The organism is Proteus sp. G2669, assembly GCF_009915245.1.
Taxonomy (GTDB): Bacteria; Pseudomonadota; Gammaproteobacteria; order Enterobacterales; family Enterobacteriaceae; genus Proteus.
The window spans coordinates 79,019-95,180 of record NZ_JAABLX010000012.1 but is presented as its reverse complement, the minus strand read 5'-3'; the positions used below and the strand labels follow the sequence as shown (position 1 = coordinate 95,180).

General features: G+C 37.8%; 14 protein-coding genes. 6 read left to right on the top strand and 8 right to left on the bottom strand.

Going from position 1 to position 16,162, the window contains the following annotated elements; genetic code table 11:
- Positions 1-30: 30 nt before the first annotated feature.
- From GWI68_RS02600 to GWI68_RS02590, 3 genes are all read left to right on the top strand, one after another.
- Complete coding sequence (locus GWI68_RS02600; RefSeq protein ID WP_166539288.1) at positions 31-894, top strand: YicC/YloC family endoribonuclease; 864 nt, start codon at positions 31-33, stop codon at positions 892-894.
- 480 nt (positions 895-1,374) lie between these two features.
- Entirely contained in the window at positions 1,375-2,922 is a 1,548-nt protein-coding gene (locus GWI68_RS02595) for an anti-phage dCTP deaminase (RefSeq protein WP_166539287.1), read from the top strand.
- Entirely contained in the window at positions 2,913-3,101 is a 189-nt protein-coding gene (locus GWI68_RS02590) for a hypothetical protein (RefSeq protein WP_109409845.1), read from the top strand. Before GWI68_RS02595 ends, GWI68_RS02590 begins: the two co-directional genes overlap by 10 nt.
- 188 nt (positions 3,102-3,289) lie before the next feature.
- Here GWI68_RS02590 and murQ read toward each other — a convergent pair whose 3' ends face one another.
- Complete coding sequence (gene murQ, locus GWI68_RS02585; protein WP_166539286.1) at positions 3,290-4,189, bottom strand: N-acetylmuramic acid 6-phosphate etherase; 900 nt, start codon at positions 4,187-4,189, stop codon at positions 3,290-3,292.
- 105 nt (positions 4,190-4,294) lie between these two features.
- On the opposite strand from murQ, the gene GWI68_RS02580 reads away from it, so the two are divergent.
- Positions 4,295-5,032: a tetratricopeptide repeat protein gene (locus GWI68_RS02580; RefSeq protein WP_166539285.1), complete on the top strand. Its 738-nt coding sequence runs from the start codon at positions 4,295-4,297 to the stop codon at positions 5,030-5,032.
- Positions 5,033-5,122: 90 nt separating this feature from the next.
- On the opposite strand, the gene GWI68_RS02575 is transcribed toward GWI68_RS02580, so the two are convergent.
- The gene (locus GWI68_RS02575; protein ID WP_109409873.1) at positions 5,123-5,581 is read right to left on the bottom strand and encodes a GNAT family N-acetyltransferase; all 459 of its coding nucleotides are present in this window, start codon (positions 5,579-5,581) and stop codon (positions 5,123-5,125) included.
- Between the two features lie 127 nt (positions 5,582-5,708).
- On the opposite strand from GWI68_RS02575, the gene GWI68_RS02570 reads away from it, so the two are divergent.
- Positions 5,709-7,196, top strand: coding sequence for a PLP-dependent aminotransferase family protein (locus GWI68_RS02570; RefSeq protein WP_166539284.1), 1,488 nt, complete (start codon positions 5,709-5,711; stop codon positions 7,194-7,196).
- A gap of 55 nt (positions 7,197-7,251) precedes the next feature.
- On the opposite strand, the gene GWI68_RS02565 is transcribed toward GWI68_RS02570, so the two are convergent.
- Positions 7,252-7,821, bottom strand: a complete 570-nt coding sequence (locus GWI68_RS02565; RefSeq protein ID WP_166539283.1) for an rRNA adenine N-6-methyltransferase family protein — start codon at positions 7,819-7,821, stop codon at positions 7,252-7,254.
- Positions 7,822-8,294: 473 nt separating this feature from the next.
- Here GWI68_RS02565 and asd point away from each other — a divergent pair, with 473 nt between their 5' ends.
- Positions 8,295-9,401: an aspartate-semialdehyde dehydrogenase gene (asd, locus tag GWI68_RS02560; RefSeq protein ID WP_115351322.1), complete on the top strand. Its 1,107-nt coding sequence runs from the start codon at positions 8,295-8,297 to the stop codon at positions 9,399-9,401.
- Between the two features lie 89 nt (positions 9,402-9,490).
- Here asd and gyrB read toward each other — a convergent pair whose 3' ends face one another.
- The 5 genes from gyrB to GWI68_RS02535 form a co-directional block, all read right to left on the bottom strand.
- Entirely contained in the window at positions 9,491-11,905 is a 2,415-nt protein-coding gene (gene gyrB / locus GWI68_RS02555) for a DNA topoisomerase (ATP-hydrolyzing) subunit B (RefSeq protein ID WP_166539282.1), read from the bottom strand.
- 20 nt (positions 11,906-11,925) lie between these two features.
- Positions 11,926-13,014, bottom strand: a complete 1,089-nt coding sequence (gene recF, locus GWI68_RS02550) for a DNA replication/repair protein RecF (protein ID WP_072070479.1) — start codon at positions 13,012-13,014, stop codon at positions 11,926-11,928.
- An 11-nt stretch (positions 13,015-13,025) separates the two neighbouring features.
- Positions 13,026-14,129 carry a DNA polymerase III subunit beta gene (gene dnaN, locus GWI68_RS02545; protein ID WP_166539281.1) on the bottom strand — a complete coding sequence of 368 codons (1,104 nt, stop codon included), beginning with the start codon at positions 14,127-14,129 and terminating at the stop codon, positions 13,026-13,028.
- A 4-nt stretch (positions 14,130-14,133) separates the two neighbouring features.
- Positions 14,134-15,534 (bottom strand): chromosomal replication initiator protein DnaA, encoded by a 1,401-nt coding sequence (gene dnaA, locus GWI68_RS02540; protein WP_166539280.1) that lies wholly within the window; start codon positions 15,532-15,534, stop codon positions 14,134-14,136.
- A gap of 203 nt (positions 15,535-15,737) precedes the next feature.
- A complete protein-coding gene (locus GWI68_RS02535; RefSeq protein ID WP_162557025.1) occupies positions 15,738-15,905 on the bottom strand; it encodes a hypothetical protein in 168 nt (55 codons plus the stop codon).
- Positions 15,906-16,162 lie beyond the last annotated feature (257 nt).

Genomic DNA, 16,162 nt, shown 5'->3' with positions numbered 1-16,162 from the left:
TATCATCTTTTACACTATTGAGACCCTATTATGATCCGTAGCATGACCGCTTTTGCTCGCCGAGACATCAAAAAAGACTGGGGTAGCGCTGCATGGGAACTGCGTTCCGTAAACCAACGTTACCTTGAAACTTATATTCGTTTACCTGAGCAATTACGTAGTTTAGAACCCGTTATTCGTGAACGTCTACGTAATCGCTTAACCCGTGGTAAAATTGAATGTAATTTACGCTTTGATCTTAACGCTCGTTTTCAAGGTGAACTTAATCTTGATGAAAATTTGGCAAAACAACTGATTGTTTCTGCCAACTGGGTAAAAAGCCACAGCCATGAAGGCACTATCAGCCCATTTGATATTTTACGTTGGCCAGGTGTTATCTCAGCACAAGAGCAAGATTTAGATGCCATTGGTACTGAGCTTTTAGCTGAATTAGATTTAGCAATTGACGCATTTATTGCAAGCCGTGAAGCTGAAGGGCAATCACTAAAAGTACTTATCGAACAGCGTTTAGATGCCGTTTGCGAAGAAGTTGTTAAGGTAAGAGCACAAATGCCAGAAGTTTTACAATGGCAACGTGAACGCTTAACCAACAAATTAGAAGAAGCTCTAGTTCAAATTGATAATAATCGCTTAGAGCAAGAGTTAGTGATGTTAGCGCAACGTTTAGATGTTGCTGAAGAGCTTGATAGATTAGAAGCTCACGTTAAAGAAACACGCAAAATTCTTGTGAAAAAGGAAGCGGTAGGTCGTCGTCTTGATTTTATGATGCAAGAATTTAACCGTGAATCTAATACGTTAGCCTCAAAATCAATTAATACAGAAGTCACTAATTCAGCCATTGAATTAAAAGTTTTAATTGAACAAATGCGCGAGCAGATCCAAAACATTGAGTAAGATTTCTTAGCTGTTTACAACCCATCACCAAGCCATCATTAAGCCAGTAGATACCTTGTATTTGCTGGCTTTTTTGTTATCAGAGGATTGCAGAGTGAGTCACAATTGCACATAATCTTATGAATAAAAAATTAAATCAAGGATAATAGAGATTAGGAAAATATAATAAATTTATTTAATAACAAAATAATAACTTACATTATAGATACATGCTTTATTCATGAAATGTTTTCAATTTATTTTTTTATAAATAACTAATTAATATAATTATAACATTAAATGTCTTTATTAGATTCTATATTTAGAAGCCAGTAGGATACTATAATAATATTTTTATTTTAAAATAATTAACTAGATCAATTTAACATAATCAATATTATTAAATTTCCATGTGACACATTAAACATATTTTATTTTTTTATCTTCATAAAGAGATAAAAAAATCATAAAATAGTATCAAAATTTAAGGTAATAATTAAAATGGAAATAAAAAGTGCGGAGTTAATCAAAGGTCAGGATAATGATCCAGAGGTTATTATTGGTTTGGTTGGAGCTATTGGCACAAACCTTGATCAAATAAAGAGTTCTATTAAAGAGATGTTTTTAACATACTCTTATGATGTCATGGAAATAAGGATATCTTCAGACATAATAAATAAATTAAATTCGACAAAAAAATGTGATGAAAACTATAAAAATATAAATAATTTAATGACTGCTGGAAATGAACTTAGAGAAAAAAGTAAAAATAATGCCATTCTTTCCATGGCAGCATCAGCCATAATCAGTAGTAATCGAGAAAAAGAAATATCAGGACTTCCAAAACCAAAGCCTAGAAAAGCTTATATTATTCATTCATTAAAACATCCTGATGAGGTTAACTTATTAAGAGATATATATACTAATGGATTTTATTTAATTGGAGTTTACTCTGATGAAGATAGAAGAAGAGATTTTCTTATTAACCATAAATCTGTTTCTGAAAAAGAAGCTAATGAGTTGATCAAAAGAGATGCACATGAGGGTGATAAATGGGGACAACATACTAGAGACACATATGAACTTGCCGATTTTTTTATTAATCATGGAAATAATTACGATAGAGTGACCAACCACCTTTGGCGTTTTTTTGACTTGATTTTTGGAAAACCTAATATAAGCCCAACCTTTGATGAATACGCAATGTCGATGGCTTATTCTGCATCATTAAGATCTGCTGATCTCTCTCGTCAAGTTGGAGCCGTTTTAACAAAAAATAAAATGATATTGACTACCGGTGCTAACGATATACCTTCTTTTGGTGGAGGTTTATATTGGCCTGAAATCATTAATGATAAAATACAAGATATTGATGGTGGGAGGGATTATACTATAGGGTATGATTCTAATGCGGATGAGAAAAAAAACATTATTGCAGATATAATAAATAAACTATCTGAACAGATTGATAAAACAAACGATAAAATATTTAAAAAACATAAAGAAAAAATATCAGATCTAGTACTTAAAACTCTACAGAATAGTAAAATAAAAGATATCACCGAATATGGTAGAGTAGTACATGCTGAAATGGAAGCCATATTATCGTGTGCAAGAAGTGAGATAAATACATATAAAACAACACTTTACTGTACAACATTCCCTTGTCATAATTGTGCAAAACACATCGTAGCAAGTGGCATTGAGAAAGTTTTCTATATAGAACCTTATCCTAAAAGTAAAGCTTTATTATTTCATAAAGACTCTATTGAGTCCTCGGAAAATAGTAAAAATACCGAGAACTCAACAAAAGTTATATTTGAACCTTTTGTTGGTGTTGGACCAAGATGTTTTTTCAATCTTTTTTCAATAAATTTAGGAACTGGTTATAAAGTAATAAGAAAAGAGAGTGATGGAACAGCTGTAAGGTGGGAAAGAAAAAATGGTAGACTCCGCATACAAATGCTACCTTCTTCTTATATTGAAAAAGAACTCAAAGCAGCAGACAGTTTAAACAAAATCGTTACGGAGAAATTAAAATGTCAATAGATAATCAGCCAGATTTATTCGAATACCTCACTGAAGCAAGTAAAACTGTGTCTGACTGGCCAACATGGAAACAATCAGGCTCAGATGCTACTCAGTTTCAAGAAAATAGAAAAAATACAAACACATATACCAAAGATAATAATGCCTGTTTTGTACTAAAACGAACCTCAATATCCTAAATGTGACTTTTAACAGTTTTCGGATTCTGGAGAAAAGAGAGCTTAAAAAACACATTCCATATAACACATTGAAAAATAATTAGTAAGATTTCTTAGCTGTTTACAACCCATCACCAAGCCAGTAGATACCTTGTATTTGCTGGCTTTAATCAAGAATAAAATTTAACTCTCTATTTAATAAATGAAAATCACTCACCCAATGCCTTTCTAATAAATCCTTTGTTTTGATTAAGCATCTGTGTGGCTTGCGGTGCATCTACATTTGCTAGGATCATTAAAATTGCCGTTTTACAATGACGATGACATTGTGATAACGCTTCTTCAGCGATAGTTCTTTCACACTCGGTTGCTTGCATCACAATACGAATTTGGCGTTCAACCAATTTGGCATTGGTCGCTTCAACATCCACCATTAAATTACCAAATACCTTGCCAATCTTTATCATCGCACCTGTGGTTATCATATTTAAGATAAGTTTTTGTGCTGTACCCGCTTTCATACGTGATGATCCGGTTATCACTTCAGCACCCACAACTGGTGTAATAGCAATATCAGCAAGTTTGGCAATCGGGCTTTCAGGATTACAACTAATCGCTCCCGTTATTGCCCCGAGTGATTTTGCATACTGTAAAGCGCCCATCACATAAGGCGTTCTACCACTTGCCGCAATACCCACTAAGATATCTTGCTCATTAAAATTAAGTTGGCGTAAATCCTCTTCACCCAATTGCGCATTATCTTCTGCATTCTCGACAGCTTGTAAAATCGCTTTATGCCCACCCGCAATTAAACCAACCACCATTTCATGAGGAGTACCGTAGGTTGGCGGGCATTCACTGGCATCTAAAATCCCTAATCGCCCCGACGTACCAGCGCCACAATAAATAAGACGACCACCTTGAGAAAAAGCGGTCGCAACTTTATCAACTAATTGAACAATCTCAGGTAACGTTTTTTCGACGGCTAATGGTACTTTTTTATCTTCATTATTAATGACACTTAGCATATCCAACGTTGAAAGCGTATCGATATTCTCACTGTCATGATTCCTACTTTCAGTCACTAGATTGCTAAGATCAATAGCCATTTTGGCTCTCCCAATATTATTCATATGATTAAGTCGAAGAAATTAACTGCTTTTATACCATTATTATTGGTAAGATTTTCAAAATCATTACAAACGGTACTCTACATGACATTTATTAAATATATTTCGACTCTTATCAGCCTACTTACTCTTGTTTGCTCGTTTTCTTTACATGCTAATTTTGAAGAGCAAGATAAAAGAAAATTTGAAGATACTCGCAAAGAAGCACTAAACCATAATGCACAAGCTCAATATCAATTAGCTGAAATGTATTCGATGGGAGCCGGTGTAGAAAAAAACCTTCTTAATGCACAATTGTGGGCAAATGAAGCAATAAAAAATGATTATGCCGATGCCTACGCACTGCTTGCTGATATTTACTTATTTAATGCCGACCCTTATTTTAAAAATAATTATATCGAAGCAAAAAAATTAGCTACTCTCGCAGTAAATAAAGGAAGCATAAGAGGAAAAATAAGTTTAGCAACAGCTCTTATTGCGCCATTATCTGGAGAAACAGATCACAAAAAAGCGATTGTATTATTAGAAGAAGTCGCAGCGATTCATCAACCAGAGCTTGTTTACGCTCCGATTTGGTTAGGTGTTCTTTATAGTGGGGTTGGCAATGTGCCTGTAGATACTGAAAAAGCGAATATGTGGTTTGCAAAAGCTAATGAAATGACTTTTGAAGGATTCGCTCAAGCAATGGCTTCTTTTATGTTCTCTGCCCAATATCATATTATTGAGCCTAACAAGCAAAAAGCAGATGAATTAATGAAACAGGCTTGTGAAGAAGCAAAAAAAGTTGGCAATGAGTTTTATTGCCAACAAGAGTTTAATTAACCCAAAATCAAATAAATAACCCTAACTCAGAAAAGAGATGGTAAATATCGCCATCTCTTTTATACCCGGCCTGTCCTATCTAACATTCTTTTATAGCGCCATACGGTATTCAATCACCCCCGGTTTTTCTGCTACCCAATTATATAAGCGCTGACCACGTAAATTAGTTTCCTGTGTATGCCAATATAGACGAGCACAATCACGCTGTTTTGCTTGTTGATGAACAAACTCAATAAGTTGCTTACCTACATGGCGACCACGTGTATCTGGTGAAACAAATAAATCTTCTAAATAACAAAAATCACTTTCAGCCCATGTTGAACGATGAAAAAGATAATGAACAAAACCCAATACCTTTTCACCTTCCATTGCTACGGCACAATAAACAGGTTCTTTTTCATCAAAAAAACGTGCCCATGTTTTTAATGTTATCTCTTCTGATAACTCAACTTTATAAAATGCTTGATAACTTAACCAATGTGGCAACCATTGAGCATAATGCTCTTGCTCAACAAACTGGATTGAAACAGTTATTGGTGTTGTGCTCATCTCTTCACTTCCTTCTACTTTCATCAATGCTATAAAAAAGTATCACCTGCCTTTAATCGTGGTCATGGTACGTTTAATTTTGGTTCTCAATAAGGTACACTTTTTGTGTTTTTATAGGATCCACTTTATGAAACAGAAAAAAACTGCGTATTTCCCTAATCTTGTTTTAGAAGAAGGACCCATTGGTTCTCAGGTTTATCACGCGATTAGAAAGGCGATTTTAGATGGGCGCTTAACATCAGGTAGCCGTCTACCATCAAGTCGCACATTAGCCGAAATGATGTCGATTTCTCGTAACTCTGTTATTGCAGGCTTTGAACGTTTAATTGATGAAGGTTATTTATTTACTCGTCGTGGTGCAGGAACTTTTGTTGCAAATACAATCCCAGATGCCATTATTTCGGATAAGTGGGCCAAAACCATCCGCTCTATTTCTTCATCACACATCAAAAACCCATTAGAAACACTAAACCCCAATATGCAAAAAGCACACGCTTTTTGGCAACAGTCACAACCCAATATCAATAGCAGTCCTATATTTCATGTTGGCGTTGGCTGTGTGGATCTTTTTCCTCATGAACTTTGGGGAAGATTATTAGGGCGAGTTTGGCGACAATCAAAAAAAGCACTCGCAACATTTAATTCGCCAACAGGCTACACTCCTTTAAAAGAGATGATATGCCAATATGTTCAATCAACTCGAGGGCTCTCTTGTCAGCCTGAGCAAATCATTATTGTAAATGGTACGCAGCAAGCGATAAATCTCACCACTAGAGTACTATTACAAGAGGGAGATACCATTTGGCTAGATGATCCTGGTTATGACAGTGCACGGGGTATCTTCACTTCTTATGGTATAAAACCACATCCAATAAGTTCAGATATTGATGGAATGGATATTTCTCAAGGAATAGCGCAGTGCCCTGAAGCAAAACTTGTTTTTACCACACCTTCTCATCAATTCCCTTTGGGCAATACGCTCTCACTTTCACGCCGTATTGCGTTGTTAGAGTGGGCATCATCCAATAATGTATGGATCTTTGAAGATGACTATAACAATGAGTTTCGCTATCACACTAAACCTATCCAATCCCTACAAGGGTTAGATAAATATCAGCGAGTTATCTATGCTGGAACATTTTCAAAAATGATGTATCCCGGATTTCGTTTAGGTTTTTTAGTCGTACCTCAAGCCTTAATCGAAGCCTTTAAAGTCGCTAAATACTACACCGATTCACATTCAGGTTTTCTAGAACAAGCAACATTAGCGCTATTTATGTCTCAAGGGCATTACGCCCGCCATGTAAGAAGAATAAGAAAAACCTGCTATGAACGTTATCAAGTGTTAACTAATGCTATAAAAACACATTTATCTCATGTTTTTCATGTTGAGCCCACGGATTCGGGCATCCATATTGTCTGCTGGCTAAAATCAGGTTATACAGAAGAATATGTCGTTAAAAAAGCGCGAGAAATAGGATTAGCCATACAGCCTTTGGCGCGTTACTGTATTCAAATATATCCAAAGAAAGGTGTTTTATTAGGATATGCTGCTCATAATCCAAATGAAATTGAAAAGAGTATTATCTTGCTTGCTCAAACTTTATCTAAATAAATAACATCTATTCTTATTTGTTATTTGCAATATAAAAAGCGAGCAAGCCTTACATTTACCCTATATTATTTTTAGGCGTGCAATAATAAACCCAAGCAGGAGGAACATTAAGCAAGACTAATTTCTTTTCTAAATGAAAATAACGAGATAACGTTTTTTCATATCGAGTAGTATATTGAAATAACACAAAACAACCTTGTGTTTTTAATAACTCTTTATGCACTCGTTTTAAAATTCTTAAGCCTGTTTTCTTTGGTATAGATAAAAAAGGTAATCCTGAAATAATCATATTATAATGACTGTCTAATTTCTCCGCAGATGCAGTGTAAACCTTTAATCGATTATCATCGATTTTATCTAATTCTGTTGCAAAACTAGGTTCTATTTCAAAAACATCTAATGAGGAACTCACCGACATTCTTTTTAAAATTTGTTGGGTAATAACCCCTGTGCCAGCACCTAATTCAGCAACTTGAATGTCCTGTTGCCAATTGAGTTTATCCAGCATTTCATAACATAACCAACGAGATGAAGGCGCGATAGTACCCATCGTGGTTGGTGAAATCACAAACCGTTTTAAATACGAGTAGTACGTAGATAATGGAATGACTGTTGATATATCCATTTCGCCTCCTAACACCACTTAATAAGCGGTAAAATAAAATTCAAATAAAATGAAGAACCTTCATCATTATTTTTTATTTATGAAAATACATCATCTATTAAACAGTAGCATTTAGTATAAAGCTTGGAGTGACCTCTAAGTAAATACGTTTTTCTTATATATTACACTATTTTACATTTTTCTATTTTTACTCTATTTTCTTAAACAAGAATATATTTTTGTTTATCCAAAAAAACAAAATAAGATATAACAGAATATTCTTACATTTTTATGGCGAACCTATTTTCTTTTTTAACAACTCATTGATATTTGTTCGTTCTGTGGCTTTCTTTTGTTAACTCTACGAAGACTATAAGAAACACTTCTAATTCTTTGGTAAATAATCAATAAATTCACTTGCACCTATCTCTATATTTTGTCAGGTTAGTGTGAGGTCTCTCACTATTCCTACAGACAAAGACAGGGTAATTACAATGAAAAATGTTGGTTTTGTGGGCTGGCGTGGTATGGTCGGCTCCGTTTTAATGCAAAGAATGGTTGAAGAACGTGATTTTGATGGGATAAACCCTGTTTTCTTCACCACATCTCAATTAGGTGAAGCAGCACCTGCTTATGGTAATCACCGTAGCACTCTGCAAGATGCTTATGATATTGATACGCTAGCATCACTCGATATTATTATTAGTTGCCAAGGTGGTGACTATACCAATGAAATCTATCCAAAACTGCGCCAAGCAGGTTGGCAAGGTTACTGGATTGATGCCGCATCTGCATTACGTATGAATGATGATGCTGTGATTATTCTCGATCCTGTCAACGGTCAACATATTCAAGACAGCTTAAACAAAGGCATCAAAGCTTTTGTTGGTGGTAACTGTACGGTCAGTTTAATGCTGATGTCATTAGGGGGTTTATTTACGAACAACTTAGTCGAATGGGCAAGTGTCTCCACCTATCAAGCAGCTTCTGGGGCTGGCGCTCGTCATATGAGAGAGCTACTGTCACAAATGGGTTCTCTACATAATCAAGTAGTAAAAGAGCTTGAAAACCCAGCTTCCGCCATCTTAGATATTGAACGTAAAGTCACTAACTTTACGCGCAGTGGTACGATGCCAACTGAGCAATTTGGTGTTCCTCTAGCAGGTAGCTTGATCCCTTGGATTGATAAACAATTAGAAAACGGCCAGAGCCGTGAAGAGTGGAAAGGACAAGCTGAAACCAATAAGATTTTAAACACAGGTTCAAATATTATCCCTGTTGATGGTCTTTGTGTTCGTATTGGCGCATTACGCTGCCATAGCCAAGCATTTACTCTAAAACTGAAAAAAGATTTACCTGTTGCTGAAATTGAACAATTACTTGCCAGCCATAACGACTGGGTAAAAGTCATTCCTAATGATCGTGAATTGACTATTAGAGAGTTAACACCTGCCGCAGTTACAGGTACATTGAGCACACCTGTAGGCCGTATTCGTAAACTGAATATGGGCCCTGAATTTATTTCAGCCTTCACTGTCGGTGACCAATTGTTATGGGGTGCCGCAGAGCCTTTACGCCGTATGCTGAATATTCTGCGTTAATCTTTCGATAAAATATCGTCTATAAATATAAAAAAAACCAGCTAATTAAATTAGCTGGTTTTTATTTTTCGTGATGAAATCACACGTAATTAGATATCAATATTTGCCGCTTTCAGCGCATTCTCTTCGATAAAGGCACGGCGAGGTTCAACCGCATCGCCCATTAACGTAGTAAATAGCTCATCCGTTGCAATCGCATCTTTAACGGTTACTTGCATCATACGGCGTGTATCTGGGTTCATGGTGGTTTCCCATAATTGTTCTGGGTTCATTTCCCCAAGACCTTTATAACGCTGTACAGCAAGGCCACGACGAGATTCTTTCGTTAGCCACTCAAGTGCTTCTTCAAAGCTTGAAATCACCTGACGACGCTCTCCACGCTCAATAAACGCACCCTCTTCAATTAGGTTACCAATAATGTCACCTAAATGGGTAATACGTTGATATTCGCTACTGTGGATAAAGTCATAATCCAATTTGTAGTCTGTATCTACACCGTAAGTACGAATACGTAATACAGGTTCGAATAGACGATTTTCATCGTTTTGAGCAATAGTATAGCTATAAGTACTGCCTTGATCTTCCGCTTCATTTAGACGGTTAACCAAGCCACTCATCCACTCTTCGACTTTAGCTTTATCAGATAACGCATCTTCTGTGAGCGTTGAGTGATACACCAAGCTATTTAACATACTCAGTGGATAAATACGCTCCATACGACGAATAATTTTATGTGCAGCATGGTAATCAACAACCAGTTTTTCAAGTTGCTCACCGTGCATTGCTGGCGCATGTTCACTGATATAAAGTGCTGCACCATCAAGTGCTATCGACATCAGGTATTCGTCCATCGCGTCATCATCTTTGATGTATTGCTCTTGCTTCCCTTTCTTCACTTTGTAAAGTGGTGGTTGAGCAATAAAGATATGACCACGCTCGATAATTTCTGGCATTTGACGATAGAAGAATGTCAGTAGCAGAGTACGAATGTGAGAACCATCGACGTCGGCATCCGTCATGATGATAATGCTGTGATAACGCAGTTTATCTGGGTTATATTCATCGCGACCGATACCACAACCTAATGCTGTGATTAATGTTGCTACTTCTTGAGACGCCAGCATTTTATCAAAACGCGCTTTCTCAACGTTTAGGATTTTACCTTTTAACGGCAAAATAGCCTGCGTTTTACGGTTACGCCCCTGTTTTGCAGAACCGCCCGCAGAGTCCCCTTCCACTAAATACAGTTCAGAGAAAGCAGGATCACGTTCAGAACAGTCTGCTAATTTACCTGGTAAGCCACCTAAATCTAAAGCACCTTTACGACGAGTCATCTCGCGCGCTTTACGCGCAGCTTCACGAGCACGAGCAGCATCAATAATTTTTCCAACAACGATTTTGGCGTCATTTGGATTTTCTAACAGGTATTCCACCAGCTTCTCATTCATCAGCGTTTCTACTGCTGTTTTAACTTCAGAAGAAACCAGTTTATCTTTTGTTTGTGATGAGAATTTAGGATCAGGTACTTTAACAGAGACAACCGCAATCAGACCTTCACGAGCATCATCACCCGTTGCACTGATTTTCGATTTCTTATTAAAACCTTCTTTATCCATATAGTTGTTTAACGTACGTGTCATTGCAGTACGGAAACCAACTAAGTGTGTACCACCATCACGTTGTGGAATATTGTTGGTAAAGCAGTAAACATTCTCTTGGAAACCATCATTCCACAGCATCGCAACTTCTACACCAATATTGTCTTTCTCTGTTGAGAAGTAGAATACATTTTGGTGAATTGGCGTTTTATTACGGCTTAAGTATTCAACAAATGCCTTAATACCGCCTTCGTAGTGGAAATGATCTTCACGGTTATCACGTTTATCAATTAAACGGATAGAAACGCCTGAGTTTAAGAATGACAACTCACGAAGACGTTTTGCTAAAATTTCATACTGGAATTCAGTCTCGCCCTTAAAGGTTTCAAGACTTGGCCAGAAACGAACAAATGTTCCTGATTTTTCGGTATCGCCAATCACTTTTAAGCGATCATCAGGTACACCATGACGATAAATTTGCTGATGGATTTTTCCATCGCGATGAATAGTCAGTTCGAGTTTTTCAGACAACGCATTAACAACAGAAACCCCTACACCATGAAGTCCACCAGAGACTTTATAGGAGTTATCATCGAATTTACCCCCAGCATGCAGAACTGTCATAATAACTTCTGCTGCTGAAACACCCTCTTCTTGGTGAATGCCGGTTGGAATTCCACGACCATCATCTCGAACAGAGACGGAGTTATCTGAATGGATAGTGACAATAATCTCATCACAGAAACCCGCGAGGGCTTCGTCGATTGCGTTGTCGACCACCTCGAAGACCATGTGATGCAGACCGGTTCCATCATCTGTATCCCCGATATACATCCCCGGGCGCTTACGCACCGCATCCAGCCCTTTTAATACTTTGATACTTGAGGAGTCATATGTATTCGACATCAACGTTTCTCGCTTTATTCCTATGGTTTAACCTCTATTTTGCCACGTTCTACGCTAAATAGCCTGCTATTTACATCTAGCATATCTTTCACTTGCCCTTGTGTTATCGCACTGACAAACACCTGAGCTTGCGTAGATTTTAGACGCTCGGCTAACAACTGACGCCGACTTGCATCTAATTCGGAAGCAAAATCATCGAGCAGATACAGGCATCTTTGCCCATTCTTACGAGTGAAATATTCACCTTGTGCCAGTCTCAAAGCACACATCAATAGCTTGAGCTGACCTCGTGACAACATATCTTCTACTGGCGTGCCGTTTGCTCTAATGCGTAGATCTGCCTTATGAGCACCAAGTGAGGTATAGGCTAACATTTTATCACGTTCAAATTGACGTGCTAGCAACTCACCATAATCAGTTTCTTTATCCCAGCCCCGCTGAAAACTGACTTTCAGCGAAAATTCTGGTAAAAACAGACGACACGTTTCTTCAATATCTTTAGCGATATCTTCGGTATATTGAGCTCGCCATTCACTTATCTGTTGCGTTAATAAGATAAGTTCTTTATCCCAAGGCATTAGCTGTCGATAAGACGTTGCTTGCCTTAGTGCCGCATTACGTTGCTTTAAAACACGTTTTAAATCCGACCATGCAGCGAAAAATCGAGGTTCATTATGAAAACAACCCCAATCGATAAACGCGCGACGATATTTAGGTCCACCATTCAGTAAAGTAAAACCTTCAGGTGTAATTAATTGCATGGGTAATAATTTGGCTAATTCTGCAATTTTATGACCATCGCTTCCGTCAATGCGTACCGTGCTATTACCTTCGCGATCTTTACTCAATCCAATCGCATAGCCACGGCTCTCTTCATTAAGCCCACTTAAACGCCCATGAAGAATAAATTCATTTTCATCATGTTGGATCACGCGATTTGCTTGAGAACTACGAAATGCTCGTCCATGTCCTAAGGTGTAAATCGCTTCAAGTATACTTGTTTTACCACTCCCGTTTGGTCCAACAAGAAAATTAAAGCCATCCGCTAATGGCAGATCCGCCTGTTCGATATTTCTAAAATGGCGGATCAATAAACGGGATAAAATCATGTTAGTGACTATTATAAACGCATTGGCATAACAACATAAGCAGCCGCAGAACTCGCCACATTTTCAACTTGAACACTTGAAACGGCATCAGTTAGTAACAGCTTAACTTCTTCACATTTCAATGTATTCAATACATCAAGGAGATAACTGACATTAAAGCCAATTTCCATTTCTTCACCTTGATATTGAACATCAACTATCTCTTCTGCTTCTTCTTGCTCAGGGTTATTTGCTGTAATTTTCAATTGACCGTTGGTGAGGTTTATACGCACACCACGGAATTTTTCATTGGATAAAATTGCAGCACGAGAAAATGCCTGTTTAAGAATATCACAACCCGCAGTCACTGTTTTGTTTGGGTTTTTCGGTAATACACGACGATAGTCAGGGAAACGACCATCAACCAACTTCGAGGTAAAAATAAAATCACCGACATGCGCCCGTATATTATTACTACCGATTTGCAGTTGTAGTGAACTTTCACCACCACCATCCAGTAGACGCATTAATTCAATAACACCTTTACGAGGAACAATAACCGAGTGACCCGGTAAAGATTGCCCGATATCCATCGAACATACGGCTAAACGGTGCCCATCTGTTGCAACTGTGCGTAATTCTGTATTTTCAGTTTCAAACAACATACCATTGAGGTAATAACGCACATCTTGATGTGCCATTGAAAACTGAGTGGATTCAATGAGGCGTTTTAATGTTGCTTGAGGCAAGGTAAATTCAACATCACTTTGCCAATCATCTAAGTTAGGAAAATCAGATGCTGGTAAGGTTGATAATGAAAAACGGCTACGACCTGAGCGCACTAAAAGGCGATCACCATCAAGCTCAACACTAATTTCTGCGCCTTCAGGTAACCCACGCCAAATATCAAAAAACTTACGCGCAGGAACAGTTGTGGCGCCAATTTCATGAGATTGGCTGAGGTTAACTCTTGCCACCATCTCCATTTCAAGGTCAGTTCCTGTTAGTGATAAGGTGTTTTCAGTCACCTTAAGCAATAAGTTACCTAAAATAGGTAAGGTAGGACGACCACCCAAAGGGCCACTCACTTGTTGTAGCGGCTTAAGAAGCTGTTCACGTTCAATGATAAATTTCATAGCGCTAGGATGATAATGTTCTGATTAAGTTAGAAAAATCTTCTTTGATATCGTGACTTTCTTCACGCAATTGCTCTATTTTACGACAAGCATGAAGAACAGTTGTATGATCACGACCACCAAAGGCATCCCCGATTTCAGGCAAGCTGTGGTTTGTGAGTTCCTTTGCCAGCGCCATTGCCATTTGCCTCGGACGGGCAACCGATCGGGATCTCCGCTTCGACAGTAAATCGGCCACTTTAATTTTATAATATTCAGCAACTGTTTTTTGAATATTATCGATAGTGACTAATTTTTCTTGTAGAGCGAGTAAATCACGTAATGCTTCACGTACAAAGTCGATAGTAATCGCACGACCTGTAAAATTCGCGTTAGCAATCACTCGGTTTAATGCACCTTCAAGCTCACGGACGTTAGAACGAAGTCTTTTAGCAATAAAAAAGGCCACTTCGTCAGGTAACTGAATTTGATTTTCATCCGCTTTTTTCATCAAAATCGCTACTCTGGTTTCAAGTTCTGGTGGTTCAATCGCCACCGTTAATCCCCAACCAAAGCGTGATTTTAATCTATCTTCAACACCATTAATCTCTTTAGGATAACGGTCTGAGGTTAAAATAATTTGCTGATTACCCTCTAACAATGCATTAAAGGTATGAAAAAATTCTTCTTGTGAACGCTCTTTATTGGCAAAAAATTGAATATCATCAATTAATAGTGCATCCACAGAACGGTAATAGCGTTTAAAGTCTTCTATCGCATTATTTTGTAACGCTTTTACCATATCTTGTACGAAACGTTCAGAATGCATATAAACGACTTTTGCATTCGCTTTACGTTCCATAATGCTGTTACCCACTGCGTGTAACAAGTGCGTTTTACCTAGCCCTGTTCCACCATATAAAAAGAGTGGGTTATAAGCACCACCAGGATTATCAGCAACTTGTCTTGCTGCAGCTCTCGCTAACTGGTTAGACTTACCTTCAACAAAGTTATCAAACTTATGTTTTGGGTTAACGTTAGAGCGATAATTCAGCTCAGGCAGTTGAGACGCGGGTTGATTATCCCAGCTAGGGCGAACGGACTGACTATACGTAGGTGCCGTATTTACTGTCGGATGTACGACAGCTTTAGGAACACTTTCCGGTGTACGTGTCGATGCAGGTTTATTACCCACTTCAAAACGCAAAGAAGGGACTTCAGAGCCACAAAAATCCACTAATAATGCGTTGATATTATTAATGTATTTTTCTCTTACCCAATCTAAAACAAAACGATTAGGTGCATACAGCGCCAGCGTATTATCGCTTAATTCTGCCTGCAAGGGACGTATCCACATACTAAATTCAGTGGCAGGTAACTCATCCTGCAATCGGGCAAGACAATGCTGCCAAAGCGAAAGTGACACGGCGGACTCCCCTAAAAAAACAAGACTAAAAAATAAACAGGAAAAATGCAGTTGTACAATGTAGCTAAACACAGCGTGCTTAAACACAAAGTGCACAACATCGTTCCTCTTCAATTCTTAATAAGGAACAACTCTTGGTGACAACGATTTATTTACATCGTGATTCACGATCGCAGACTGGCTATTCTGATCGTGACGGGGGATCATATCGCAAAATGAAACGAAGATCCTCTTTCTTTTGCACAGTTTTTATGGTTTTTATCCACAGGCTTGATGATTTGTGATAATTCACCAAATGAAATATGCAAAGGCGTTCTAGTGTACTTGAGTCGCCCTATAAATAGCAATTGGGGATAACTTTCTCTTTGCATAAATCTCTCCTTCTTATAGTAAGTGATCAAATATCTCTCACTTGATCCACCAAAGATCCTTGCGCTTTCACCATGAGTCCGTATAATCTTGCACCCTGCGTGCTTGTACCAACAAAGTCACTTATTAAGGCTCTCTTTTAGGTCGCTAATAAGCGTACTCGTTGCGCATAAGTCAGGATTGATTATCGGGTTTGCTAAAAAAGACGACAAAAATCGGTACTTAAAGCGTCATCTTGATTGACGCATTTGAGTGATTT

What these genes read in the sequence shown, in the direction of transcription:
- GWI68_RS02600 (WP_166539288.1), top strand. Translation starts at nt 31, where the DNA reads ATGATCCGTAGCATGACCGCTTTTGCTCGCCGAGACATCAAAAAAGAC.
- GWI68_RS02595 (WP_166539287.1), top strand. Translation starts at nt 1,375, where the DNA reads ATGGAAATAAAAAGTGCGGAGTTAATCAAAGGTCAGGATAATGATCCA.
- GWI68_RS02590 (WP_109409845.1), top strand. Translation starts at nt 2,913, where the DNA reads ATGTCAATAGATAATCAGCCAGATTTATTCGAATACCTCACTGAAGCA.
- murQ (WP_166539286.1), bottom strand. Translation starts at nt 4,189, where the DNA reads ATGGCTATTGATCTTAGCAATCTAGTGACTGAAAGTAGGAATCATGAC.
- GWI68_RS02580 (WP_166539285.1), top strand. Translation starts at nt 4,295, where the DNA reads ATGACATTTATTAAATATATTTCGACTCTTATCAGCCTACTTACTCTT.
- GWI68_RS02575 (WP_109409873.1), bottom strand. Translation starts at nt 5,581, where the DNA reads ATGAGCACAACACCAATAACTGTTTCAATCCAGTTTGTTGAGCAAGAG.
- GWI68_RS02570 (WP_166539284.1), top strand. Translation starts at nt 5,709, where the DNA reads ATGAAACAGAAAAAAACTGCGTATTTCCCTAATCTTGTTTTAGAAGAA.
- GWI68_RS02565 (WP_166539283.1), bottom strand. Translation starts at nt 7,821, where the DNA reads ATGGATATATCAACAGTCATTCCATTATCTACGTACTACTCGTATTTA.
- asd (WP_115351322.1), top strand. Translation starts at nt 8,295, where the DNA reads ATGAAAAATGTTGGTTTTGTGGGCTGGCGTGGTATGGTCGGCTCCGTT.
- gyrB (WP_166539282.1), bottom strand. Translation starts at nt 11,905, where the DNA reads ATGTCGAATACATATGACTCCTCAAGTATCAAAGTATTAAAAGGGCTG.
- recF (WP_072070479.1), bottom strand. Translation starts at nt 13,014, where the DNA reads ATGATTTTATCCCGTTTATTGATCCGCCATTTTAGAAATATCGAACAG.
- dnaN (WP_166539281.1), bottom strand. Translation starts at nt 14,129, where the DNA reads ATGAAATTTATCATTGAACGTGAACAGCTTCTTAAGCCGCTACAACAA.
- GWI68_RS02535 (WP_162557025.1), bottom strand. Translation starts at nt 15,905, where the DNA reads ATGCAAAGAGAAAGTTATCCCCAATTGCTATTTATAGGGCGACTCAAG.